Source organism: Paenibacillus violae (genome assembly GCF_032461945.1).
Taxonomy (GTDB): Bacteria; Bacillota; Bacilli; order Paenibacillales; family NBRC-103111; genus Paenibacillus_E; species Paenibacillus_E violae.
Genome location: NZ_JAWCUD010000004.1, coordinates 350,891 through 374,186, shown reverse-complemented (window position 1 = coordinate 374,186; position 23,296 = coordinate 350,891). Strand labels below are relative to the sequence as shown.

Here is a 23,296-nt window from a genome sequence, read left to right as displayed (position 1 = left end):
TGGTCCGCTCGTTGTGGTGCTCCGTTGTTGCCCCTCACCTCTCCGTTCAATTCGCCAGCTTCCGCTGCTGCCTGGCAGTTGAATCCTTTTTCCGCTGTTTTCATCCGGTATGACGGAATAAAGCAAAAAATGACTTTTACGTGTAAAGACCTTTACCTGGTTAAATATTACACTAAGGTTGTAAATAATTATTTCGAGGAGGAACACAAATGGTACAAAGAAAAAGAGTCATGGGGGCACTTGTAACAGCAACGGTATTAATGTCATTGGTCGCAGGCTGCGGGGCTAAAACAACAGAAACGACATCCGCTACAACAGCGCCTCAAGCTACAAAGGCGGCAGAAGCAGCTAAAGCAGGAGATGGCAAAGTTACCGTTGGTTTCTCCCAAATCGGTGCGGAGAGCGGCTGGCGCGGTGCGGAAACGCAATCCATCCAAGACACAGCGAAAGCTGATCCTACGATCGACTTGAAGTTCTCTGATGCGCAGCAAAAGCAAGAAAACCAAATTAAAGCCATTCGCTCTTTTATCGCCCAAAAGGTTGATGTCATCGCGATGGCTCCTGTCGTAGAAACAGGCTGGGAAGCTGTTCTGAAAGAAGCGAAGGATGCGAAAATTCCGGTTATCCTCGTTGACCGTGGCATCGACAAAAAGAACGAAGATCTATACACAAGCTTCATTGGTTCCGACTTTATCGTAGAAGGCCAAAACGCGGCCAAAGCAATGGCGGAGCACCTTGGAGACAAAGGGAATATCGTTGAGCTGGAAGGAACCGTTGGTGCGAGCGCAGCAACCGACCGTAAAAAAGGCTTTGACGACGAAATGAAAAAACACCCGAACATTAAAATCGTGAAATCGCAAAGCGGTGATTTCAACCGTGCAACAGGTAAACAAGTGATGGAAGCGATTTTGAAATCCCCTGAAGGTAAAGATATTCAAGGCGTATACGCTCATAACGACGACATGGCACTAGGTGCAATTCAAGCGATTGAAGAAGCTGGTAAAAAACCAGGTTCAGACGTGAAAATCGTATCCATTGACGGTATTAAAGAAGCTTTCGAAGCTGTCAAAGCCGGCAAGCTGAATACGGTTGTTGAGTGTAACCCACTTCTCGGACCTCAATTGTTCCAAGCGGCAAAAGACCTGAAAGCAGGAAAACAGCTTCCGAAATGGATTAAATCCAATGAAGATGTGTTCACAGGCCAAAAAGCCATCGACGCTCTGCCAAACCGTAAGTACTAAGATAAATAGAGAATTAAACGAAATCAAGAGTCAATCGGAGCTCTTGATTTCGTTCATCCAAGATGAATAAAGGAGTGGAGAGGAATGCAGCAGCAACCCGTATTAACGATGACTGGCGTTAGTAAATTTTTCCCTGGTGTCAAAGCTTTAACGAATGTGGATTTTCAGCTTAAAAGAGGAGAAATTCATGCTTTGATGGGACAGAATGGCGCAGGGAAATCCACCTTGATTAAAGTTTTGACAGGTGTGCATGAGATGGACCAAGGCATCGTTACCTTGAACGGCCAGGTAGTGCACATCAAATCTCCAAAGGATGCGCAGGCTTTAGGCATCAGTACGGTTTACCAAGAAGTGAATCTCTGTCCGAATTTATCCGTTTCGGAGAATTTGTTCATCGGCCGTCAACCACGTAAGCGCGGAGGAAGCATCGATTGGCACACCTTGAACCATAAGGCGGAGGAACTTCTGGAGCGATTGAGCATCCAGCTCGACGTAACGAAGCCGCTTTCCGAGTTCTCCGTAGCGATTCAGCAGATGGTGGCGATTGCACGAGCGGTCGATATTTCTTCCGGGCTGCTTATTCTGGATGAACCGACGTCCAGTTTGGATCAGCAAGAAGTCAAGGAACTTTTCCGAATTATGAGGAAACTGAAGGACGAGGGGATGGCGATCGTCTTCGTTACTCACTTCATGGATCAAGTCTATGAGGTATCCGATCGCATTACGGTGCTGAGAAACGGCGAGCTGGTAGGCGAGTACTTAACCGAGGAATTGCCGAGAATTAACCTGATCTCCAAGATGATTGGCCGTGAATGGACGGATGAAGAACAGCAAAGCAAGATTGTCGGAATGAAAAAAGGCGAGGTGTGGGTGTCAGCCAAACAATTAGGACGTCGAGGTTCCATGGAGCCATTTGATATAACGGTTCGCAAAGGAGAGGTTTTAGGACTTGCAGGTTTGCTTGGATCAGGGCGCACGGAAATCGCAAAGTTGATTTTTGGCATCGATAAGGCGGATGAAGGTGCTATGACAATCGATAATGATAAGATCCGCACCATGTTTCCTAAGAAAGCGATCGAATACGGTTTAGCATTTTGTCCGGAAGAACGTAAGGTTGAAGGCATTATTGGGGAATTGACGGTTCGGGAAAATATTGTGCTTGCGCTGCAAGCCAAACGCGGAATCTTGCATAATTTATCGCTTCGCAAGCAGCAAGAAATCGCAGAATATTATATGAAGCTGCTTAGCATCAAGGCTTCCAGCATGGAGCAAAGAATTGATCAGCTTAGCGGAGGGAATCAGCAGAAGGCGATATTAGCGAGATGGTTAGCGACAGAACCGAAGCTCCTTATCTTAGATGAGCCAACTCGCGGGATTGACGTAGGCTCCAAAGCGGAAATTCGCAAATTAATTTTATCGCTTGCAGCGGAGGGAATGACCATTTTGATGATCACATCGGAATGGGAAGAGATGGTTGGCTGCTGTGACCGCATTCTGGTATTGCGCGATCGCCAGATCATCGGTGAGTTGAGCGGGAACGAAATCGGTGAACAACGAATTATGCAGATGATTGCAGAGGGAGGGTATAAAAATGACGCCGCTAAAGAGCATGTTTCATAATGCGATTCGCTCCAAATTGTTTTGGCCCTCACTAGGGATCGCGGTAATTTTATTATTTAATGCCCTGTTTACTCCTGGTTTTTTCAACATTCGGATACAAGACGGGCACTTATTTGGAAGTTTGATTGATATTTTAAACAGAGGAACACCAATCCTTATCATAGCGCTGGGCATGACGCTGGTTATTGCCAAAGAAGGAATCGATATCTCGGTAGGTTCCGTGCTGGCGATTGCCGCTTCCTTGGCAGCATTTCTATTGCAGAAACATGTTCCGTTCGCTTTAGCCTTATTGGCAGGTTTGGGAATAGGCGTACTGTGCGGGTACTGGAATGGCTTGCTCGTAGCGAAGTTGAAAATCCAACCGATGATCGCCACACTGATCTTGTTAACCGTAGGTCGAGGCATCGCACAGCTGATCTCCGGCGGAAAGATTATTACGATCTCCGATAAAGCTTACCGCTTTGTAGGAGGAGGCTATTTGCTCGGTTTACCTTTTGCCGTTATTTTGGCTGTCGTTGTTTTTGTTGTTTTACATGTCATTACACGGAAAACGGCGTTTGGGTTGTTCCTGGAATCCGTTGGGTCCAACCGCGTTTCCAGTGAATTTGCCGGCATTAATTCTACACGTATTATGATGTCTGTCTATGTAATTTGCGGCTTTTGTGCAGCCCTTGCCGGCATCATCGTCAGCTCCAACATTACAGGTGCAGATTCTAACAATGCCGGGTTATGGTTCGAGCTCGATGCGATCCTGGCCGTTGTTATCGGCGGTACCTCCATGCGAGGCGGGCGTTTCTACTTAGGCGGCACCGTGTTAGGCGCACTATTCATTCAAACCTTAACGACGACGATTTACACGTTAGGCGTCCCATCGGAGTCGGTTATGGTTGTCAAAGCCGTCGTTATTATTCTTGTCAGCTTAGTCCAATCTGACGTATTGAGAAGTATGTTCGGTCGTACGTTTAGCAGAAAACCGGGAAAGAAGGTGCTTGTTCATGAAAATGCCGCTTAAAATTACATCCTCCAACATCACCATTCTTGCCACGATTCTATTGTTCATTTCGTTATATGGAACAGGCTCCGCGATGTTTGACAGCTTTTTCTCCATGCAAGTCTTTTTAAATTTGTTCGTTGATAACGCGTTTCTGATTATTGTTGCGACGGGCCTTGCTTTTGTCATTGTAACAGGCGGTATTGATCTTTCCGTTGCGTCATTGATTGCTTTGGTCAGTGTACTTTCCGCCGTTATGCTAAGAGCGGGCATTCATCCATTCGTTGTTATGCCAAGCGTATTGCTGTTAGGCACCATATTTGGATTATTGCAAGGTTATCTGATTTGCCGCTTCCATATTCATCCGTGGATTGTCACGCTCGGCGGCATGTTCTTGGCACGTGGCACGTGCTTTTTGATCAGTCCCGAGAGCATTGTGATTGATAATCCCATTTACAGCGCCATTTCCAACTTCAGAATTCCTTTGCCAGGGGATGGGTCCATCTCCATCGGGGTTGTTGTCGCGTTAGTCACCGTCGCTGCAGCTGTCTACGTTTCAAGATATACGGCGTTTGGCAGAAATGTTTATGCAATTGGCGGGAATGAGAAATCTGCGGAATTAATGGGTCTTCCTGTGTATGTGACCAAATTAGCGGTGTATACGCTTAGCGGATTTTGCTCGGCATTAAGCGGAATCGTGTTTACCTTCTACATGCTGTCCGGTTATGGCCTTCATTTAATGGGAGGCGAGATGGACGCAATTGCGGCTTGTGTCATTGGAGGCATCTTGTTAACGGGCGGATTTGGTTATTTCGTGGGTCCAATGCTTGGTGTTTTGAGCGCTGGCGTTATTCAAACGATGATTATGTTTCAAGGGTCTTTAAGCTCCTGGTGGACGAAAATCGTGATCGGTTTTCTCTTGTTTGCCTTCATCGCCCTGCAGCGGGCCATCGTATCGAGAAGGGAAAGAAAGCGGAATCCGCATAACCCGAAAAAAACGAAAAGTACCGTCCAAAACGTAGTTCAGTTGTGATATTATAAGAACCATATCAATTAAGAGGAGGATCGCAGTGAGAGCATATCTTCGTTGGTGGCACGACCGCAGCATACGTTTTAAGCTAAACTGCATCTTTCTCTTAATTATTCTTATTTCTATTCTTACGCTCAGCTTTTGGGGCATTCGAACATACAGCAGTTACTCCGAGAATCAAGCGGACCAAAGTACGCTGCAGATGATTCATCAGGTTGAAAGCAATGTGGATTATTATATCGAGCATCTGAAGGATGTTCAACACTACATAAGCCAGGATCCGGAAGTCGAGAAGTTTATGCAAATGAAAGGGCAAGAACCTTCTAAAGACGAGGTTGCACGGATTGACAAGACGTTGTCCATGTACACAGAGCGCAACAAAGAAATCATGGGCATTATGTTAGTTAATAAAAGCGGGGCATTTACATCGCATGATATGTTTCGCATTACGCGCGATTCATTGGTCGAGGAAAGCTGGTTTCAGGATGCGCTAAAAGCACCTAATGATACGATGATCATTAGTAATCCGATAGGGCGTAACGTTTCGACGTCCCAAAATTACAGTTCCTACGATGTATTATCGCTCGTACATGCAGTAGTGGATCCCCAAACGGAAGAAGTGCTGGGGGTCGTTCTTATGGATTTAAGAATGGATATGATTAAATCCATCTTTGAAAATGTGAAGCTCGGCAAATCCGGTTTTATGTACATCTTGGATCACAAAGGCAATATTGTGTATGCGCCAACCAACGATATCGTATACCGCATTCAAAGCAAATGGCTGCCGGACGGTTCGCAAGGAAGTTTAACGCAGCAGATTAAAGGGCACGATTATCGCATTTTGTTCAATGATTCCGCAACGAATAAGTGGAGATTCATTGGGGTTATTCCGAATGACGATTACCAGAGAGTTATCACAGATATTCAGCTATATACACTCATCGTTACCTTCATAACGATTGTTTTGGCGTCTTTGTTGTCCGCTTACTTTACCGGTACATTGATCCGTCCCATCCGTAAGCTGATGAGTTTGATGAGTCATGTGAAGAACGGTGAGCTCAATCAACGTTTCGTCTCCGAGACCAATGATGAGATCGGACAGCTGGGCAACAGCTTTAATCATATGCTGGAAGAAATTAATAATTTAATTAATGTGGTCTACGTGGAGCAGAAAAAAAAGCGGGAAGCTGAGCTGCAGGTTCTTCAAGCCCAGATCAAACCGCATTTCCTATATAACACGCTGGATACCATCCAGTGGATGGCGCAAGAATATGAAGCCGACGATATTATTGAAGTAATCGGAGCGCTTACGAATCTATTCCGAATCGGATTGAATCGTGGAAACGAGTGGATTCCAGTACGGGATGAGGTTAAGCACGCCGAGAGCTATATGATTATTCAAATGTCCCGCTATATGGATAAATTAGATTTTAAATTCGATATTCCGGAACATTTGTACAGCTATCAGGTCCTTAAACTTATTTTGCAGCCTTTAATTGAAAACGCGATTTATCATGGCATCAAGGCAAGAACAGGCAAGGGGAAAATCAGTATTTGTGCTGAGCTGGAGTCGGATCTGATTTGTTTTCGAATCACAGATGATGGAGCTGGCATACCTCCGGAAAAACTGGAGGAAATTAATCAAATTTTACGTGGGGAGAAAATGCGCGAAGATCAGTACGGAATCGGCTTGTTCAATGTGAATGAGCGTATTCAGCTCACTTATGGTACCGCTTACGGGATTCAGATCTATAGTGCCCTTGGCAAAGGTACAACAGTCGAAATCAAGCATCCAATGGTGCAAGCAGTGAAAAAGACAGGATGAGGTGACGAATATGTGGAAACTTATGATTGCAGACGATGAACCACGCATTCGAAACGGTTTATGTAAAACGCTTCCATGGGCAGATATGGGCATTGAGGTTGTTGCAGAAGCTGAAAATGGGAAAGAAGCGCTCGAAATCGCGGCTTCAGCTTGTCCTGATCTGATGTTTGTGGATATTAATATGCCCTTCATGAATGGCCTTGAATTGATTGAAAAATTGCATGATCAAAATCCGAATTGCCTGGTGATCGTCATTTCTGGTCATGATGAATTTGCTTACGCCCAGCAAGCTGTCCGTCTCAATGCCTTTGATTATTTGCTAAAACCTGTGCAAAAAACGGAGCTTAGCTCAGCCGTAAACAAGGCGCTCGAAGTGCTGATGAAAGATAGAGTGGAGCAAAAGCATACGCAATGGATGAACCATAAATTGGAGTTCAATGCGGAGACGATGCGGGAAGAGTTTTTTAGCAAATGGATTACCGGGAAATTAACGAAGGAGCAGTTTGAGGAAGAATGGCTGTTTTTTCAACCGCAGTTCCATGGGAAAATCAGCATGCTGCTTCTGAAGCCGCTCGGCAAAGTGACAGCGAATGCCCCGAGCAAAATTTGGGACCCGTCATTGCTTGAGTTTGCCATCAAAAATATTTTAAGCGAAATGCTTCCGCAGCTGCCGATCTCCACGGTGTTTAGCGCTGAAAAAGGCCGAATTGCTGCCCTTACACAAATTTCAGATCTTAACAGTATACGAGCTGTCTATCAAGAGTTTGAACGTGTGGTCATGACCTATTTGGGAGTCAGCATGCTGCTTACGCATTCGGTTGTAGAACAGCTTGAACAAGTGCCAAAACATTATGAAGAGATGAATCAGGAACTGATTCGTGAAAGCGCTTTGACTCCTATTGTTATGATGACGAAGAAATATTTGGAAACCTATTATTATAAAGAAGATTTGTCCTTATCCGAAGTGGCCGAACAGATGAATGTCAATGCCACGTACTTGAGTAAATTGTTAAAAAGAGATTTGGGCAAATCATTTGTAGATTGTCTTACCGATATTCGGATCAAAAAAGCCATTCAATATTTGAATGATCCGACTTCCAAAATGTATGAAATTGCGAAAAAAGTCGGCTACCAATCGCAGCATTATTTCAGCCATACCTTCAAAAAAATGACAGGCGTATCGCCACTGGAATATAGAAAGCGTGGAGACTACTAGGATGAAGGTTCCCTCAAAAAAAGGTTACATTTGGCTGCTTATCTTTAGCTTGATTGGCCTGGTTGTGGTCATGCTCGTCGCAAGCCTCTTGCACCTTAAAGCGGTAAAAGATGAACCTGATTTTTTAATTGGCATTAGTCAACCGAACTTGAATGAACCCCGGCAGCTGCTGATGAACAATGAAATACGGAAAGAAGCCGAAAAGCACAAGAACGTTAAGCTTATTTTTACCGATGCTGCTGAAAATAGTGAGAAGCAGGTTCACGATGTCCAGAAGCTGATGAAGTATGGCATCGATCTGCTCATTATATCGCTGAATGACTCCGAGAAACTGACGCCGATCGTGACGGAGGTCTATAAGGAGATTCCTGTCATTGTCCTTGGGCGAGGCGTTACCGGCTATGATTATTCGCTTTTTATCGGGTCGGATAATCTGTCGATTGGCAAAAAATCGGGTAAGTTAGCTGCTGACTTACTGGGGGGCGCTTCAGCCGATGTTGTGGAGATCAAAGGAGCCGTCAGTTCCAGATCCGTTGAAGAAACGAGCCGTGGGTTTCGAGATTACTTGTCGCAATCACCATCGATTCAGGTGGATAAAGTCATCGTCGGGGACTGGCAGCGGGATCGGACAGAAGACGAGTTGAAGCGTATTTTACCAAGTTCTCCCGGGATTAAGCTCGTATTTGCGCATAGTGATGCCATGGCGCTGGGCGCATCTCGCGCGATTGATGCCTTAGGTTTGAGCAATGTGCAAATCATCGGTATTGATGGATTGGATACGGTAAATGGAGGATTTGATTTAGTCAAACAAGGCGTTCTTAGCGGGACGGTTACTAGTCCGACAGGGGGCAGAGAGTCGATTCAATACGCACTCGATATTCTGAACCGTGAGAAGGTCATTCCCAAGAAGATCATTTTACCAAGTCATGTTATCACGCAAAAAAATACCAGAGAGCTGGGGGCAGCCAGTGACCCTAGCTTGAAACAGGTTGCTTCTCGTATGAGTGTGAACCCGAAAAAAATGAAGTTAGGCGTAGCGGTTGTAGGTTCTGAAAGCAGCTGGCGGGCAGCCAACACCGAATCTATTAAGAATGCGGCGGCTCAAGATCTCGGCATCGACCTTATTATGCAAAATGCCGAGGGCAGCCAAGACAAGCAAATCGAGATTATTCGGAGTTTTATTCAGCAGAGGGTGGACGTTATTGCCTTCACGCCGATTGTGGAGTCCGGCTGGGACGATGTCTTGGCGGAAGCCAAGGCTGCGGGCATACCGGTCATTTTGACGGATCGAAAAGTGAAGCTGGAGGATGACTCCTTATGGACGACGTTCATAGGTTCGGACTTTGTTGAAGAGGGACGGCGAGCGGCTAGGTGGCTTGTGGAGCACAAGCCTGTGTCCGGGGAAACCCAGATTGTAGAACTTCAAGGAACTGCAGGGTCCGCACCTGCCATTGAGCGTAGACAAGGCTTTGAAGAGGTGCTCACTCAGCATGACGGATTTCGTGTGATCGCTTCGGAAGTCGGGGATTTCACGACGGAAAGCGGTCAGCAGTTAATGAGGAAAGTGCTTCAACAGGGGAAGATACCGCAAGTTGTTTTTGCACATAATGATGATATGGCGCTTGGCGCGATTAAAGCGATTGAACAGACGGGCTTAAAGCCAGGTAAAGACATCATTGTCATTTCCGTGGATGCAACGAAGCTTGCCTTTCAAGCTATGCTTGCCGGGAAGCTGAACATGTCCGTGGAGTGCAACCCCTTGCTGGGGCCACAAATCATCAAAGCGGCTAAAGATCTCGTCGCAGGCAAGGAAATTCCGGTGAATATTATTACAGCGGAAAGTATTTTCTCTCAGGAAACGGCTAAACGGGATGTTACTACACGAAAATATTAAGGGAAGACGGAGTAGCTTATGCAAAACTATATATGGTCAGGTAAAAAAGTCCGGTTACGACCCGTTCTGGCTTCGGATTGGGAGAAATTCCATCTGAATGATTTGGATTCGGAAGGTGCGAGGCACTGTGACGTCATCTATTTTCCTAGATCGGAAGAAGGAACGAAAGCTTGGGCAGCGAATCAAGCAGGGAATGTTCCGGTCAGCGATAACATCATGCTCGCCATTGAAACGTTGGATGGTGAGCTCGTTGGGAGTATGAGCACTAGCAGCTGCGATCGGCGGCATGGCACTTTTAAATACGGCGTAGCCATCTTTCGCGAGCATTGGCGTAAGGGATATGCCTCGGATGCGATAAAGATACTGCTGCGGTATTATTTCGAAGAGCTGCGCTATCAGAAAGTTACGGCGCATGTGTATGCCTTTAATGAGGGTTCCGTAGCGCTGCATGAACGGCTTGGGTTCGTCCAAGAAGGCAGGCTGCGGAATATGATTTTCACGAAGGGGCAGCACTTTGATGAATGCCTGTTTGGCTTGACGAAGGGTGAATATGAGAATATGACGAAATAACACATTGACCAAGGACCTAGCGATTTTCGCTAGGTTTTTTTTTTTTGTTTTATGTGGTGGGGGGATTCCAGGGAACTAGCGTCCGCTATTTCTCCGCTAATGCAAATTTTTCATTGGCGAGAGGAACGACGATCCTCTATTTTGCCGATTTCTGTTTAGCCCCCTAATTGACGGGAAAGTGATGGCGATACGTGTAACAGCGAAAGAGCTACGTGTTATGGGCATGAAGCGTCCGCTCGGTCCGATTTTGTTCACAGATCTAGGATTGAAGCCGGCAAAAGGTGTTGAGAAAATCGATAAAGCGTATGAAGCGATTTCGCAGGAAGCTCTTCCTGACTACGATGCCGACGCGATTTTTGTTATTGTGAATAATGAAGATGGGGCAAAAAAGCTTTTTTGAACAGCTGTCATCTAACCCGATTTGGAAAGGGCTTAAAGCGGTCAAAGCGGGTCATATTTACCCGATTGCTGATCAGCCTTGGCTGGATTACTCAGCCATTGGAAACAAAATGGCGCTTGATGCGGCAGAAAAGCTTTTCGCTAAATAAGTATTTATGAGCTATTCCTCAGCTGTTTTGATAAGGCTGGGGGATAGCTTTTTTTGCGTTTGGCGAGGTGGCGGGAAAGACTTCTGTAGAGATGGGGAATTGGCTTATGAACGATTAAATACATTTTACCCGGGTAATATTGATCTTTTATTTTTATCCGGGTATAATTAGCTTGGCAATCTGAGAGGAGGTTAACATGAGTAATGCCCTAACAAGCTTATACTGCACGGCATTTTTGGGTGTGAAAGTCGTCGCCAGTGGTTCGTTACAGCACATTGTTATTACAGTGAAGGATGCTCTGAATGATAGAGACCTGACACAGTTGCTTATATTTGACGATTCCACGGGGAAGCCAGTAGATGTTGATTTTCGTGGGAAAACAGATGATGTGCTCAAACGATTAGAAGAACAGTTTGGTGACTTACCCAGTAAGGAAGAGAATCATCAGCCTACACGGCGGGCCGGTCGACCCAAGTTGGGGGTTGTATCCGGTGAGGTTACGTTATTGCCACGGCATTGGGAATGGCTCAAGAGTCAACCTGGAGGGGCGTCGGTAACATTACGCAAACTCATTGATGAGGCTCGCCGTACCGGAGAAAAACAGAGCAATGTCCGAGAGTCGCAAGAAGCAGCTTATAACTTTATGACAGCTATGGCCGGAGATTTCCATCAATACGAAGAAGCTCTCCGGGCACTGTATGCTAGTGATATGGACCGTTTTTACCACTTCATCCATGACTGGGCACCTGATATCAGAAACCATGTCAAGAAATTAGCCGCTCATGTATTCCCTGAAGGGAACTTATGACTACGAAAGGAGCCGCTATGACAGAGTTTGAATCTATTCGTTACATCGAACCATCGCTACGCGCTGGCATGAAGTTTATGCAACGAGGCATTGAGGGCAGCATCGTCATGTTGAACCTGCTGATGTTGCCGATTACACAGCCAATCCTGAGCTAACACCGGAGGACCCAATCAGCGGTGCCGAAGCTTTTAAAAGCTATATTGAGCACACCCTTCCATATCTCCGTGAATGCGGAGGAGAAATCTTGTTTCTTGGCGATGGTGGAGAGTTCCTTATCGGACCCGAAGACGAAAGATGGGATCTTGTTATGCTGATCCGCCAGAGCAGCGCGCAGTCGTTTCTTGCTTTTTCAAGTCATCAAGACTACCTGACCGGTATCGGGCATCGGACTGCAGCGATCGAAGATTTACGCCTTCTGCCTATGACAGAACTTCCAATACCAAATTAATTGAAGGAGAACATACGCATGAACATTCTAAAAGTCAACGGTGTTGATTTGGCTTATGACAGTTTCGGTAACGAAAATGACGAAGCTATTATCCTAATCGCCGGGCTTGGAACCCAGATGATCCGATGGACGGCTCCGTTTTGTGAGATACTAGCAGCACGGGGCTTCCGCGTGATCCGCTTTGATAATCGCGACGTAGGTTGCTCGACACACTTTAGCCATTATCCGGCGCTGAATTTTGAAGCACTGGCCACTGCACTCATGTCAGGACAGCGACCGGACATCCCTTACACGCTCGATGACATGGCAGGCGACGTTATCGGACTGCTCGACGCCCTTTCAATTGACCGGGCACATCTCGTTGGCAGGTCGATGGGCGGAATGATTGCCCAGATTGCAGCCAGTGAGTACCCTGAACGAGTTTTATCACTCACCTCCATTATGTCCAGTTCAGGAAATCCCACTCTTCCTCAAGCATCTCCGGATGTCATGGCATTGATGACTAAACCGGCGCCGAGCCCCTTTGAGGATGAAGCAGGATTTTTGGCGCACAGCCTCGCTTTTGCCAAGCGCATCGCCGGCACCGGTTATCCGTTTGAAGATGACGCTTATCGGGCACTCATTTTGGAGGAAGTTCTGCGAGCCTACGATCCAGGCAGTGTCGGTCGACAAATTGCTGCGATCGCTGTCTCCGGTGACCGTCGTCCGCGGCTGGCGACCATAAAAGTACCAGCACTTGTCATTCATGGGGTGGACGATCCCCTGTTCGTCCCGGCGTGTGGCGAGGATACGGCTTCTGCCATCCCGGGCGCTGAGCTACTGTTGGTTGACGGAATGGGACACGATCTGCCGCACCAACTGTACAAAGTAACTGTTGATGCCATAGAGCGAACGGCTCGTCGTAATTGACAACTCAAAAGCTAACCGGGCTTCAATTCATCAATCTTGTCTTTAGCAAAAATGATGAGGGCTATTCCAAAGGTCTTAATGACCAGAGGGGTAGCCCTATTTTCACAGCCAATAAGGTAAAAGGATTCTGGATATTCTTTCCCCGATAGGAAATGATAAATGAAAGTAAACATCAGGAAGAGATCACGCGAATTTACATAAAGGAGTCAACCATATGGCATCAACCGATATCCCATTGACATCGTCTGAAATAGGTAACTTGTGGATGACCTATCAAGAAAAAACCATGTTGCTTCGCTTTTTGGAATATTTCCTTGAAAACGCAGAAAATGAAGAGGTTAAACAAATTCTGAAAGCAACGTACGATTCCAGTGATCAAATAGTAACGACGATCAAACTCATTTTCGAGCAAGCAGGAGCAGTCATTCCGCTAGGATTTAATGCAAATGACGTCAATAAAGGGGTTCCCAAGTTATTTGATTATCTGTACGAACCGATGTTTTTGCTTATGATAAGCAAGATTGAAGTTCCTCTTTTCGCGTTTCATTCTACGATGTCATATCGGAAAGACATCAGAGAGCTCTTTAAGCAGTTAACAGCAGATTCACAAGAGATGTACGATCAGTGCGTGCAATTCCTGCAGGAGAAAGGGGCTTTATCGCGGCCGCCCTATATGTCCATGCCCACTGAGGTAACCTTTATTAAGAATGATAATTATTTATCTGGATTCAATTTGTTTAAAGATAAAAGAGCGCTAAATGCGATTGAGATTTCGCTTTTACATCATTCGATTGAAACGAATCTTACAGGGATGCAGCTGATGATCGGCTTCGCTCAAGTTGCTCATGATAAGAATGTGAAAGAATATTTTGTGAAAGGCATGAAATTGTCCAAAGAAGTTGAAACAACGCTGGGTGAATTTCTTCGTGAGGATTACATTGAGCCTCCTGCTACTCACGCGGGGAAAGCGACTAACTCCACCGTTTCACCATTTTCAGATAAGATAATGATGTATCTCACCAATTTATTGGGCTCGTTTGCGATTGGCAGCCACTCGCTTGGCGGAGCTTTCAGTTTGCGTAGTGATCTACCGCTTGCGCTCGCGAAACTTGCTCAAAAAATTATCCCCTTTGTCAAAGAAGGCGGGGAAATCATGATTGAGCATGGTTGGATGGAAGAGCCGCCACAAGTTGAAGATCGCAGACAGCTAACCAAATCATGATGGCAAGCAAATGGATACCGACCCAGCCACTCCAGTCATTGGATTGGCTTTTTTGCATAAAATTGCGCTAGCAATTTGCGTGATTTTGCAATAAAATATGTTGGTGAACGAATGGAGGAATGGTTTTGAGCCAACGTTATCGAATTACAAGAGCCTTGCAAGTTAATGACAACTCGGAAGCTGTCATCTCTTTGGAAGAATGCAAACAGTATTTTGCATCCCAATCTGATTTTTCCTATACACCTGTGTTTACGATAACCGGTACAACCACGATGTCCATCGAAGGTGATTTCTTCATGTGGAGTTATGGCGACAGCAAGATTCCCTTCCGGCATTATCAGGGGGATGTTTACGTGTCAGGCACGAATGAAGCCGTGATTCCAAGGATGATGGAAGTTGCGAGCGATTTAAGGGCGGACATCGTAGGCGAATAATTTGTCCTATTTTCGAAATTTCAAAAAATTTGTTTACGTTACAATCGATATCTGATAATATTATCGCAACATTCAAATGCGACGAAGAGAAGAGTAGATAAATGAAATCTTTCACAGAGAGCTCCGTTAGCTGAAAAGGAGTAAAGAAATCTTTATTGAAAAAAGGCTCAGAGCAGCGCATCGGAACCGGGCAAGAAGGGGATGGTGTGCCAGGAGCTCCTGTTACAGAGCTAAAGTATCCGCATTACACCGTAATGCCGTACTTGAAGAGGCTAATATGGCGACATATTGGCGAATCTGGGGTGGTACCACGAGGAATCCAAATCTCGTCCCTGAGGCTGTATTAGTCTTGGGGGTGGGATTTTTTTGCTTTTATAAAAGAAATACAGGTTACGTGCTGATTAGGTACACCATTTCAGACTTATTGAATAGTTTATCATACCATTTTGAAAGGATTTGAATATCACATGTCAGAAAAATTAAAAGTGGGTATTGTCGGAGGAACAGGAATGGTTGGCCAGCGTTTTGTTGAATTGCTGGATCAACATCCTTGGTTTAAAGTAACAGCGATCGCAGCTAGCAGCAGCTCTGCGGGTAAAACATATGAAGAATCCGTGCAAGGCAGATGGAAACTGGCTACACCTATCCCTGAAGGCGTGAAACAAATTGTTGTTCAAGATGCCTCGAAAGTGGAAGAAGTAGCTTCTCAAGTTGATTTTATCTTCTGTGCCGTCGATATGAAAAAGAATGAAATTCAAGCGTTGGAAGAAGCTTACGCCAAAACGGGCACGCCTGTTATTTCCAACAACTCGGCTCACCGCTGGACACCTGATATCCCGATGGTTATCCCGGAAGTAAATCCAGGGCATATTGAAGTGATCGCGGCACAACGAAAACGTCTCGGAACTTCAACCGGCTTTATTGCCGTTAAGCCTAACTGCTCCATTCAGAGTTACGTGCCGGCGCTTCATGCCTTGCTGGACTTCAAACCAACCCAAGTTGTTGCATCGACGTACCAAGCAATTTCCGGAGCGGGCAAAAACTTCACCGATTGGCCTGAAATGCTTGACAATGTCATTCCTTATATTGGCGGCGAGGAAGAAAAAAGCGAGCAAGAGCCGCTGCGCATCTGGGGCAGCATCGAAAATAATGCCATTGTTAAAGCAAGCTCCCCTTTAATTACAACCCAATGTATCCGCGTTCCTGTAACAGATGGACATTTGGCAACTGTTTTTGCATCGTTTGAGAAAAAACCATCCAAAGAAGAAATTCTTGCTCGTTGGCTCCAGTTCAAAGGCCGTCCGCAAGAGCTTGAATTGCCTAGCGCACCTAAGCAGTTCATCACTTATTTCGAAGAAGAGAACAGACCGCAGACGAAACTTGATCGTGACATCGAGCGCGGTATGGGCGTCTCCGTAGGTCGCTTGCGTGAAGATTCCATCTACGATTACAAATTCGTAGGATTGTCGCATAACACATTGCGCGGAGCAGCTGGCGGCGCTGTTCTGATCGCTGAACTGTTGAAAGCAGAAGGTTACATTCAAGCGAAATAAAAGGTAAATAAAAATAGCAAGCCTTCCTAGATGACTAGGGGCTTGCTGTTTTTGTTTTTAAAACACTAAATTAATAGGAAATACCGAATTTCTCGTCCAAATCTTGCGAAATTTGCACGAGATCCCTCCAAATATGGTGACACGACACATGGATGTTATTCAGTTCCGTCCAGCCTTTATCTATTTCGACAATCATTTGTTCAATATCTTGATTTGTGATTTTTCTTTGTTCTGTATTGGTTCGCATAGGAAGCTCCTCCATGACAACGTTTCATACTATATCATATCTTTTCGTCATGCTGATCCCATATGAGGGTGTTGCCTGCAGAGTTTGCAAATTCCTCGTGATAACAGCCGTTCCCTGGGGCACATCTCCCAACATAAGATTACTTAGGAGAGTGATCCCTTGTGACCATGAATAGACGTATACCCTCGTTTCATTTCGCCTACGTTACGAATTTCAACGACAATACCATCTCGGTAATTGATACCCGAACCAGAAAGGTCAAGGCAACGATAAAGACGGGAAAAGGTCCCTTTGAGATCGCGGTCACCCCCGATGGGAAACATGCGGTTGTCATCAATAAAACCGATAACACCGCCCAAGTCATCCAGCGAAGCACGAATAAAATTATTAGCACGATCCCAGTCGGAAAAAGCCCTTCAGATGTAGGAACATCGCAAAGGTATGTGTATGTTACGAACTCAGCCGATAATACCGTTTCAGTTCTATGTATCAAAAAGAGAAAGGTCATTCAAACGCTAAAGGTAGGTAAGAGACCGGTAGGCGTAACTGTCACACCTCAGAAAATAGGACAAAGAATGGTGGGCTACGTGAGCAATCACGACAGCAATACGATTTCTATTTTTAATGCGAAATGTAATAAAGTCATAGACACCATTCCCGCTGGAGTGGGTCCGGATCAAATTGCTTTTACCCAAAACAGCAGATTGGCTTAAGTGACCACGAATCACAACGTTTTGGTCATTGGTACGAGAAGCAGAAAGATCCTTAGCAAAATTAAAGTCGGCTCAACACCTGTGGGAGTAGCGATAACGCCAAACGATCGATTTGCTTATGTCGGTAATGAAGGAGATAATACCGTTTCCGTCATTAGGCTGAAAAAAAATAAAGTGATAGCTACCGTTCCGGTGGGAAAGAAACCCGGCATAGTCGCTATCACGCAAAACGGCAAATATGCCTATGTGGCTAATTTTGGAGAAAATACCGTCTCTGTTATAAGAGTCCGGGATAATAAGATCATAGACACGATAAAAGTAGGAAATGCTGCCTCTGGACTAGCCATTATCCCACTTTGATGAAGGAATTAGAACATCCTTCTAGCCGTAACAAAACGTTTTTTCCATTTATCAGTAAAGTCCTCATAATGCACGCCTTGCTCTTTGGAGTAAGTATGAAGAATCCGCCCGTCTCCTGCATAGATGCCAACATGTCCGATATCGAGCCCGCGTGCGTCAAAGAACAGCACATCACCTTTGCGCAGCTCATCTAGAGGGACTTCAGTTCCTTTCAAGGCTTGGTTGTAGGAGACTCGCGGGAGATCGATTGACAATGCTTGCTTGAACACATATTGGACGAATGAGGAGCAGTCGAATGTCTTGGTTTGACCGGGATCTGCTCCGAATTCGTAAGGCGTTCCGAGAAATTTAGCTCCGAAAGCGAGCAAATCATCGGCTTTTTTATCTGCTGAAGCGACGTTGGCGTAATCCGTATACTGGGAGGCTGCAGAAAGGAAACCAATCGTCTTGTCCTTCGTCTGCACCTCCAACCAGTTGGCGTCGACTTCCCGGATGACATGAATGTTCTCGCTCTTCGGAATCATTCGAAGAACTTGCCCACTTGTATTCGGAGCGTCACGCAGATTGACGCCATATTCAATCTTGGTTTCATACTCATTCGCCGAGGAAATCGTAATCGATCGCGAATATTCATGCCATTTCACGAGATTGCCCAGTGTTTCGCTTATTAACCGAAGCGGGATCATCGTGGAGCCGTCAATAATTTTACCCGCGATCGGCATATCTAGCTGGTCTTTATTTTTATAAGCCGTCATGTCACCAATGCGGTATGTAAATACGATATCATTTTTCGTAGCAGTAACTGTTCGTGTGTTGTCATCCCAAGAAACTTTTGCGCCTTCAGCCTCAAAAATTGCACGAAGTGGAACAAGACTGTAGCCATCTTCGATAACGGGAGGCGTCTCAAAGCTCAACGGATGGCCATCGAGATAGACGGGAAGCGACGTGTCCGCATCTGCATGAGCATTTGCTGCTGGGAGCATGCCCATGAGCAGAAACATCAACGCTGCTCCTGTTTGCAAGCCATTTTTTATCTTCATATCCTACACTCCTTAGCTGACTTTAGTAATGTTTAGACGCGGAAGAAGGACTGTTTGTTGCTCTGAAATATGTGGTAAATTAAGGATATGGGCAAAGGAAGAGCTTTTGGAGTCAGAAGAACCTGGGGGGATGGATGTGCAAGAGGAGTTTTCAAGAGCAAACAAGAAGGCTTGGGAAACGAAAGCGTATCAGGCTTGGGTACACAGTTTCGGGACACCCGATGAACTTGCCGTAGAGTTGAAAAGGGAACACAAGCATCATCTGCGCTATTGGTTAAAATACATAGGTGATCCAAGTGGAAAGCGAATAATTAATCTTCTTGGTTCGCACGGGAGGAAAGCAATCTCTTTTGCGATGTTAGGCGCGGATGTAACCGTCGTGGACATCTCTGAAGAAAATCGCCTGTACGCCAAGCAAGTTGCCGATGCCGTAGGTGTGAAGCTCGACTATATCTGCTCGGACGTCTTGCAAATCCCGAACGAAGAGTCGCTTGGCCAGTTTGACATCGTGCTGATGGAGTTTGGCGTTTTGCATTATTTCACTGATCTTAATGCTATCTTTGAGGTGGTCCGTCGCAGGCTTGGGAACAAGGGTCGGTTCCTTTTGACCGACTTTCATCCTTTTGCACGAGCTTGGCTGAACACGGTTAATCTGAATCAACCAAGCGGCAACTATTTTGAAAAGGGGACTAAAGAAGGAGAGGTAGCGTTTGCTAAACTGCTGCCTGAGGAGGAACGCTCCGGATTGGAGAAGGTTCTATTGCGAAGTTGGACACTTGGCGAGATTATCACAGCCATTGCGGCTTCCGGGCTCGTGATACGCGCATTGGAAGAGATACCAAGTCCTTCAGATGCTAGGTTTCCTGAGTTTTATACGTTAGTGGCTGATAGGGTGGAGTTGGAGCTATCGCCGCTCTGATATGATTTAGAGATCGCATCCGCTAGCTAGGCTTCCATTAGGGAACTATGGTCTTCTATTTAGAGGAAAACGAGCTGTTTCTACTTGTTAGGAGAACTATAGTCCACTATTTCAGTATATGAAGCCCAAATGCAGCATCCAGTGGGCATATAAGACCCTGTAGTTCCGCTCGCAGCCAGAAATCAGCCTAACTCGCTGAAATAGCGCCCTGTAGTTCCCCCTTCGCACACGGATGCATGCCAACGATGGGATCAACAGTGGAAATGGGGGCGGCAAAAAAAGGCAGTTCCCAAGAGTAGAATCTTCTACTTGGGAACTGCCTTTTCTTACAGGCTAACGACTACATGCGTTTTGCCCGTTTCAGGCGTAAGCACGATGCCGTTAGCGGAATCGATCCACTCCGCCCCTTCTACACCGGCGACTTCATGAATACCTCGCAGCACAATCGTATACGGCTTCGTTGCCCCTTGAATGAAGAAGCTTACTTCTTCATCACGGCGAACAGCCTTCACGGTCACTTCCAGCTCGCCTTGCAAGCTGTACAAATTCGCTGCAGCGCTGGCGCCATCTTGCAGTTCAAACAAATGCAGGGATACACCATCCGCGTAGTCGTAGTCGGGCTTCTGATCGTTCGCACCGATGGCGAGCAACGAATTCGGTTTAACTAACAATGGCAGCGTTATGTAACCATGGGTTTCTTCGTGCCATTTCCCGCCTTCAACGATTTGCCCGCCAAAGAAGTCGGTCCAGCGGCCTTCCGGCACATAATACATCACTTGCCCGCGATCATTAAAGATTGGAGCCACGAGCAGATTGTCGCCTAACATGTACTGCGTATCCAAATGATGCGTGGAAGGGTCCGCAGCATAATCGAGCACCATCGCGCGCATCATCGGAATCCCCATCTCAGTGGACTGGATGGCACTTTCAAACAGATAAGGCATCAACGTGCTTTTGAGCTTCGTAAAATGTCGGAGAACATCGACGGCTTCTTCATCAAACAGCCACGGCACGCGGTAAGACTCGTTGCCGTGCAGTCGGCTGTGGGAAGACAGCAGACCAAAGGCGACCCAGCGCTTATAAATATCAGGCGGCGCTGTTTTCTCAAAGCCGCTGATGTCATGGCTCCAGAAGCCAAAGCCGGATAAGCCGAGCGACAGGCCTCCGCGCAGCGACTCCGCCATGGAGTCATAATTGGCCGAGCAGTCGCCGCCCCAGTGCACAGGGAATTGCTGGCCGCCTGCTGTGGCCGAGCGGGCAAAAAGCATCGCTTCATTTTTGCCAAGTTTCTCTTCCAGCACCTCAAAGACAGCTTTGTTGTACAGGAAGGTATAATAGTTATGCATTTTCAGCGGATCAGATCCGTCATGGTACTTAACATCCGTAGGGATGCGCTCGCCGAAGTCCGTTTTGAAGCAGTCCACTCCCATATCAATCAACCGTCTCAAATGCCCCTTGTACCACTCGGTTGCCGCCGGATTCGTGAAATCGACCAGCCCCATGCCTGCCTGCCAGAGATCCCACTGCCACACGTCATCCTCTAAGGTTTTGACCAAATAGCCTTGCTCCATGCCCTCTTTGAACAGCGGAGACTTCTGGCCAATATACGAATTGATCCATACACAAATTTTGAGGCCTTTGTCCTTAAGGCGTTTCAGCATGCCTACCGGATCGGGGAACATATCGGCATCCCACTCGAAGTTGGTCCATTGATATTCTTTCATCCAGAAGCAGTCAAAATGGAAAACATGCAGCGGAAGATCGCGTTCGATCATACCGTCAATGAAGCTGTTCACGGTAGCTTCGTCGTAATTCGTTGTGAAGGAAGTGGTTAACCACAAACCGAACGACCAAGCTGGTGGCAGGGCGGGTTTTCCAGTCAATTTGGTGTAATTGTTCAGAACGTCTTTCAATGTTTGGCCGCCGACGATGAAATATTCGATATTTTCGCCAGGTACGCTGAATTGGACTTTGGAAACGACCTCAGAGCCAACTTCGAACGAGACATGCTCAGGATGATTGACGAACACGCCGTAACCTTTACTCGATAAATAAAAAGGAACATTTTTGTACGCTTGCTCGCTGCTTGTGCCGCCATCTTCGTTCCAGATGTCAACCGCTTGCCCATTTTTCACAAAGGGGGTGAAGCGTTCCCCAAGTCCGTAAATGTGCTCGCCGACGCCAAGGTCCAGCTGTTCGCGGAAGTATACATCTTTGTTATCTGTTGTAATATGCCCCGCGCCTTTGCTATTGGAGCCAGTCAAACGTTTTTCTTCGTAAAAGAACTCCGTTCCCCAAGTTTCTTGTTTATTTATTTTGACACTTAGATTGCCGGATTTAAGCGTCACCTGATGACCGCTTTCATCTATAGTGACAGGCGTCAACGGATTTTCGAACAATTCAAAAGCCGGTCCCTTTGTTGTCTTGCCTGCATGATGCGTCCAACGTACACGGATGACATCAGGGATTGGCGAGCTAATTTCACACGTCAGCAACGCGCCGTTTAAGGTATCGCCTTTTCGCTGAATCCTTCGCGCTGCGGCATAAACCGTAAGATTGTTGCCCTTTTGCTCCACTTCGCGGACATCAACAGGGTTCAAAACTGTGTATCCTTCTTTTGCCATCCAATAGCCATTCGAAAATTTCATTGCCATCAGCCCTTCGTTGTAATTTAATATAAGTATATTGATTTATAAATCGCTTTCCTTTCTTTATATTGCTAGAAAATATCAGTATTTTGACATAAGGCTTGATTTTGTGAAGGAGGAACGAAAGCTATGCAGCAGGCGCATTTAAAAGAAGACCGCGTTCACGGCGACCCGCTATATCCGATTCGTGTATATGAAATCTGCTGTCAGCCAGGGGAAGAACTGCTGGACCTTCATTGGCATGACGAGTTGGAGTTTCTAATGCTGACGAAGGGAAAGGCTACTTTTCGCGTTTCTATGGATGACTATGAGCTGGAGGCGGGTGAAGCGATTTTCGTGAATGGCGGTCAGCTTCACTCGGGTTACATCACCTCAGAAGAAGAATGCTGCTTCACAGCCGTGGTGTTTCACCCGGATATTGTAGGAAACGGGCGGTTTGATCTTGTGGGCGAGAAATATATTACACCGCTTATCCAGCAGAAATATATCATTCCTGCCCATATCACACGCCATTCGGCAGGCGAAATTGAACTGCTGGAACTGCTGCTGCAAGTGTTCGATTTGAACATTAATGAATTGCCGTTATACGAATTGACGACAAAAGGATTACTGCAATTAATTATTTCGAAGCTGATGATGTTGGGAGGGCCATCTTTTCGCGAGCTTCCCCCTACGGTGAGCCCGACGCATATTGACCGGCTAAAACTCATTATCGAATACATTCAAATGAACTACAGCGGGCCCATTCGATTGGAGGAGTTAGCAGCGCTCGTTTCCTTCAGCGAGTCTTATTTCTGTCGATATTTTAAAAATTTTACCGGGAAAAGCCCGCTGGAGTACTTAAATCAAGTACGGGCACAGCGGGCGGCTTACTTGTTGAAGGACACGGATAAGAAGATTACAGAGATTTCGCTGGATGTCGGATTTAATACGCTAAGTTATTTTATCGGTGTGTTCAAAGCTCATTTTGGCTGTACACCATCCGAATATCGAAGAAAAGCCCATGCATAAAGAATGGAAACAGAATCAGGGGTGAAGTCATTTGTTTGCTAAGCTAAGA

22 protein-coding genes, 1 pseudogene and 1 other annotated feature are annotated in these 23,296 nt (G+C 46.1%); of the genes and pseudogenes, 20 read left to right on the top strand and 3 right to left on the bottom strand.

Annotated features, from left to right (window positions below; genetic code table 11):
• Nucleotides 1-209 precede the first annotated feature (209 nt).
• From RQP52_RS15635 to asd, 16 genes and pseudogenes are all read left to right on the top strand, one after another.
• Nucleotides 210-1,241 (top strand): ABC transporter substrate-binding protein, encoded by a 1,032-nt coding sequence (locus tag RQP52_RS15635; protein ID WP_315952700.1) that lies wholly within the window; start codon nucleotides 210-212, stop codon nucleotides 1,239-1,241.
• A gap of 84 nt (nucleotides 1,242-1,325) precedes the next feature.
• Nucleotides 1,326-2,861: a sugar ABC transporter ATP-binding protein gene (locus RQP52_RS15630; protein ID WP_315952699.1), complete on the top strand. Its 1,536-nt coding sequence runs from the start codon at nucleotides 1,326-1,328 to the stop codon at nucleotides 2,859-2,861.
• Nucleotides 2,833-3,873: an ABC transporter permease gene (locus RQP52_RS15625; protein WP_315952698.1), complete on the top strand. Its 1,041-nt coding sequence runs from the start codon at nucleotides 2,833-2,835 to the stop codon at nucleotides 3,871-3,873. Before RQP52_RS15630 ends, RQP52_RS15625 begins: the two co-directional genes overlap by 29 nt.
• Nucleotides 3,857-4,885 (top strand): galactofuranose ABC transporter, permease protein YjfF, encoded by a 1,029-nt coding sequence (gene yjfF, locus RQP52_RS15620; RefSeq protein ID WP_127450416.1) that lies wholly within the window; start codon nucleotides 3,857-3,859, stop codon nucleotides 4,883-4,885. Before RQP52_RS15625 ends, yjfF begins: the two co-directional genes overlap by 17 nt.
• 37 nt (nucleotides 4,886-4,922) lie before the next feature.
• Entirely contained in the window at nucleotides 4,923-6,707 is a 1,785-nt protein-coding gene (locus RQP52_RS15615) for a sensor histidine kinase (protein ID WP_315952697.1), read from the top strand.
• A 10-nt stretch (nucleotides 6,708-6,717) separates the two neighbouring features.
• Entirely contained in the window at nucleotides 6,718-7,923 is a 1,206-nt protein-coding gene (locus RQP52_RS15610; RefSeq protein ID WP_315952696.1) for a response regulator transcription factor, read from the top strand.
• A gap of 1 nt (nucleotide 7,924) precedes the next feature.
• Nucleotides 7,925-9,817, top strand: coding sequence for a substrate-binding domain-containing protein (locus RQP52_RS15605; RefSeq protein WP_315952695.1), 1,893 nt, complete (start codon nucleotides 7,925-7,927; stop codon nucleotides 9,815-9,817).
• A gap of 18 nt (nucleotides 9,818-9,835) precedes the next feature.
• Nucleotides 9,836-10,387 carry a GNAT family N-acetyltransferase gene (locus RQP52_RS15600; protein ID WP_315952694.1) on the top strand — a complete coding sequence of 184 codons (552 nt, stop codon included), beginning with the start codon at nucleotides 9,836-9,838 and terminating at the stop codon, nucleotides 10,385-10,387.
• Between the two features lie 175 nt (nucleotides 10,388-10,562).
• Nucleotides 10,563-10,935, top strand: a pseudogene (locus tag RQP52_RS15595) (ABC transporter substrate-binding protein); the annotation flags it as partial.
• Between the two features lie 196 nt (nucleotides 10,936-11,131).
• Entirely contained in the window at nucleotides 11,132-11,743 is a 612-nt protein-coding gene (locus RQP52_RS15590) for a DUF2239 family protein (RefSeq protein ID WP_315952693.1), read from the top strand.
• The gene (locus tag RQP52_RS15585) at nucleotides 11,740-11,898 is read left to right on the top strand and encodes a hypothetical protein (protein ID WP_315952692.1); all 159 of its coding nucleotides are present in this window, start codon (nucleotides 11,740-11,742) and stop codon (nucleotides 11,896-11,898) included. The genes RQP52_RS15590 and RQP52_RS15585 overlap by 4 nt, the downstream gene beginning before the upstream one ends.
• Before the next feature lie 89 nt (nucleotides 11,899-11,987).
• Nucleotides 11,988-12,191, top strand: a complete 204-nt coding sequence (locus tag RQP52_RS15580) for a hypothetical protein (protein ID WP_315952691.1) — start codon at nucleotides 11,988-11,990, stop codon at nucleotides 12,189-12,191.
• Nucleotides 12,192-12,209: 18 nt separating this feature from the next.
• Nucleotides 12,210-13,100 (top strand): alpha/beta fold hydrolase, encoded by an 891-nt coding sequence (locus tag RQP52_RS15575; RefSeq protein WP_315952690.1) that lies wholly within the window; start codon nucleotides 12,210-12,212, stop codon nucleotides 13,098-13,100.
• A 214-nt stretch (nucleotides 13,101-13,314) separates the two neighbouring features.
• Complete coding sequence (locus tag RQP52_RS15570; protein WP_315952688.1) at nucleotides 13,315-14,322, top strand: DUF3231 family protein; 1,008 nt, start codon at nucleotides 13,315-13,317, stop codon at nucleotides 14,320-14,322.
• Between the two features lie 125 nt (nucleotides 14,323-14,447).
• A complete protein-coding gene (locus RQP52_RS15565) occupies nucleotides 14,448-14,756 on the top strand; it encodes a hypothetical protein (RefSeq protein WP_315952686.1) in 309 nt (102 codons plus the stop codon).
• Between the two features lie 72 nt (nucleotides 14,757-14,828).
• Nucleotides 14,829-15,093 (top strand) — a binding site (T-box leader).
• Nucleotides 15,094-15,223: 130 nt separating this feature from the next.
• A complete protein-coding gene (gene asd, locus RQP52_RS15560; protein WP_315952685.1) occupies nucleotides 15,224-16,309 on the top strand; it encodes an aspartate-semialdehyde dehydrogenase in 1,086 nt (361 codons plus the stop codon).
• Between the two features lie 70 nt (nucleotides 16,310-16,379).
• On the opposite strand, the gene RQP52_RS15555 is transcribed toward asd, so the two are convergent.
• On the bottom strand, nucleotides 16,380-16,556 hold the full coding sequence (locus RQP52_RS15555) for a hypothetical protein (RefSeq protein WP_157326056.1): 177 nt from the start codon (nucleotides 16,554-16,556) through the stop codon (nucleotides 16,380-16,382).
• A 167-nt stretch (nucleotides 16,557-16,723) separates the two neighbouring features.
• On the opposite strand from RQP52_RS15555, the gene RQP52_RS15550 reads away from it, so the two are divergent.
• Both RQP52_RS15550 and RQP52_RS15545 read left to right on the top strand, forming a co-directional pair.
• A complete protein-coding gene (locus RQP52_RS15550) occupies nucleotides 16,724-17,269 on the top strand; it encodes a YVTN family beta-propeller repeat protein (RefSeq protein WP_315952786.1) in 546 nt (181 codons plus the stop codon).
• Complete coding sequence (locus RQP52_RS15545) at nucleotides 17,270-17,629, top strand: YncE family protein (protein WP_315952684.1); 360 nt, start codon at nucleotides 17,270-17,272, stop codon at nucleotides 17,627-17,629.
• An 8-nt stretch (nucleotides 17,630-17,637) separates the two neighbouring features.
• Here RQP52_RS15545 and RQP52_RS15540 read toward each other — a convergent pair whose 3' ends face one another.
• Nucleotides 17,638-18,669, bottom strand: a complete 1,032-nt coding sequence (locus RQP52_RS15540) for a stalk domain-containing protein (protein ID WP_315952683.1) — start codon at nucleotides 18,667-18,669, stop codon at nucleotides 17,638-17,640.
• 130 nt (nucleotides 18,670-18,799) lie between these two features.
• On the opposite strand from RQP52_RS15540, the gene RQP52_RS15535 reads away from it, so the two are divergent.
• Complete coding sequence (locus tag RQP52_RS15535) at nucleotides 18,800-19,588, top strand: class I SAM-dependent methyltransferase (protein ID WP_315952681.1); 789 nt, start codon at nucleotides 18,800-18,802, stop codon at nucleotides 19,586-19,588.
• A gap of 326 nt (nucleotides 19,589-19,914) precedes the next feature.
• On the opposite strand, the gene yicI is transcribed toward RQP52_RS15535, so the two are convergent.
• A complete protein-coding gene (yicI, locus tag RQP52_RS15530) occupies nucleotides 19,915-22,236 on the bottom strand; it encodes an alpha-xylosidase (protein WP_315952785.1) in 2,322 nt (773 codons plus the stop codon).
• A 129-nt stretch (nucleotides 22,237-22,365) separates the two neighbouring features.
• Between yicI and RQP52_RS15525 the strand changes: the two genes are divergently transcribed.
• Nucleotides 22,366-23,247: an AraC family transcriptional regulator gene (locus RQP52_RS15525; RefSeq protein WP_315952680.1), complete on the top strand. Its 882-nt coding sequence runs from the start codon at nucleotides 22,366-22,368 to the stop codon at nucleotides 23,245-23,247.
• The last annotated feature ends 49 nt before the right edge of the window (nucleotides 23,248-23,296 follow it).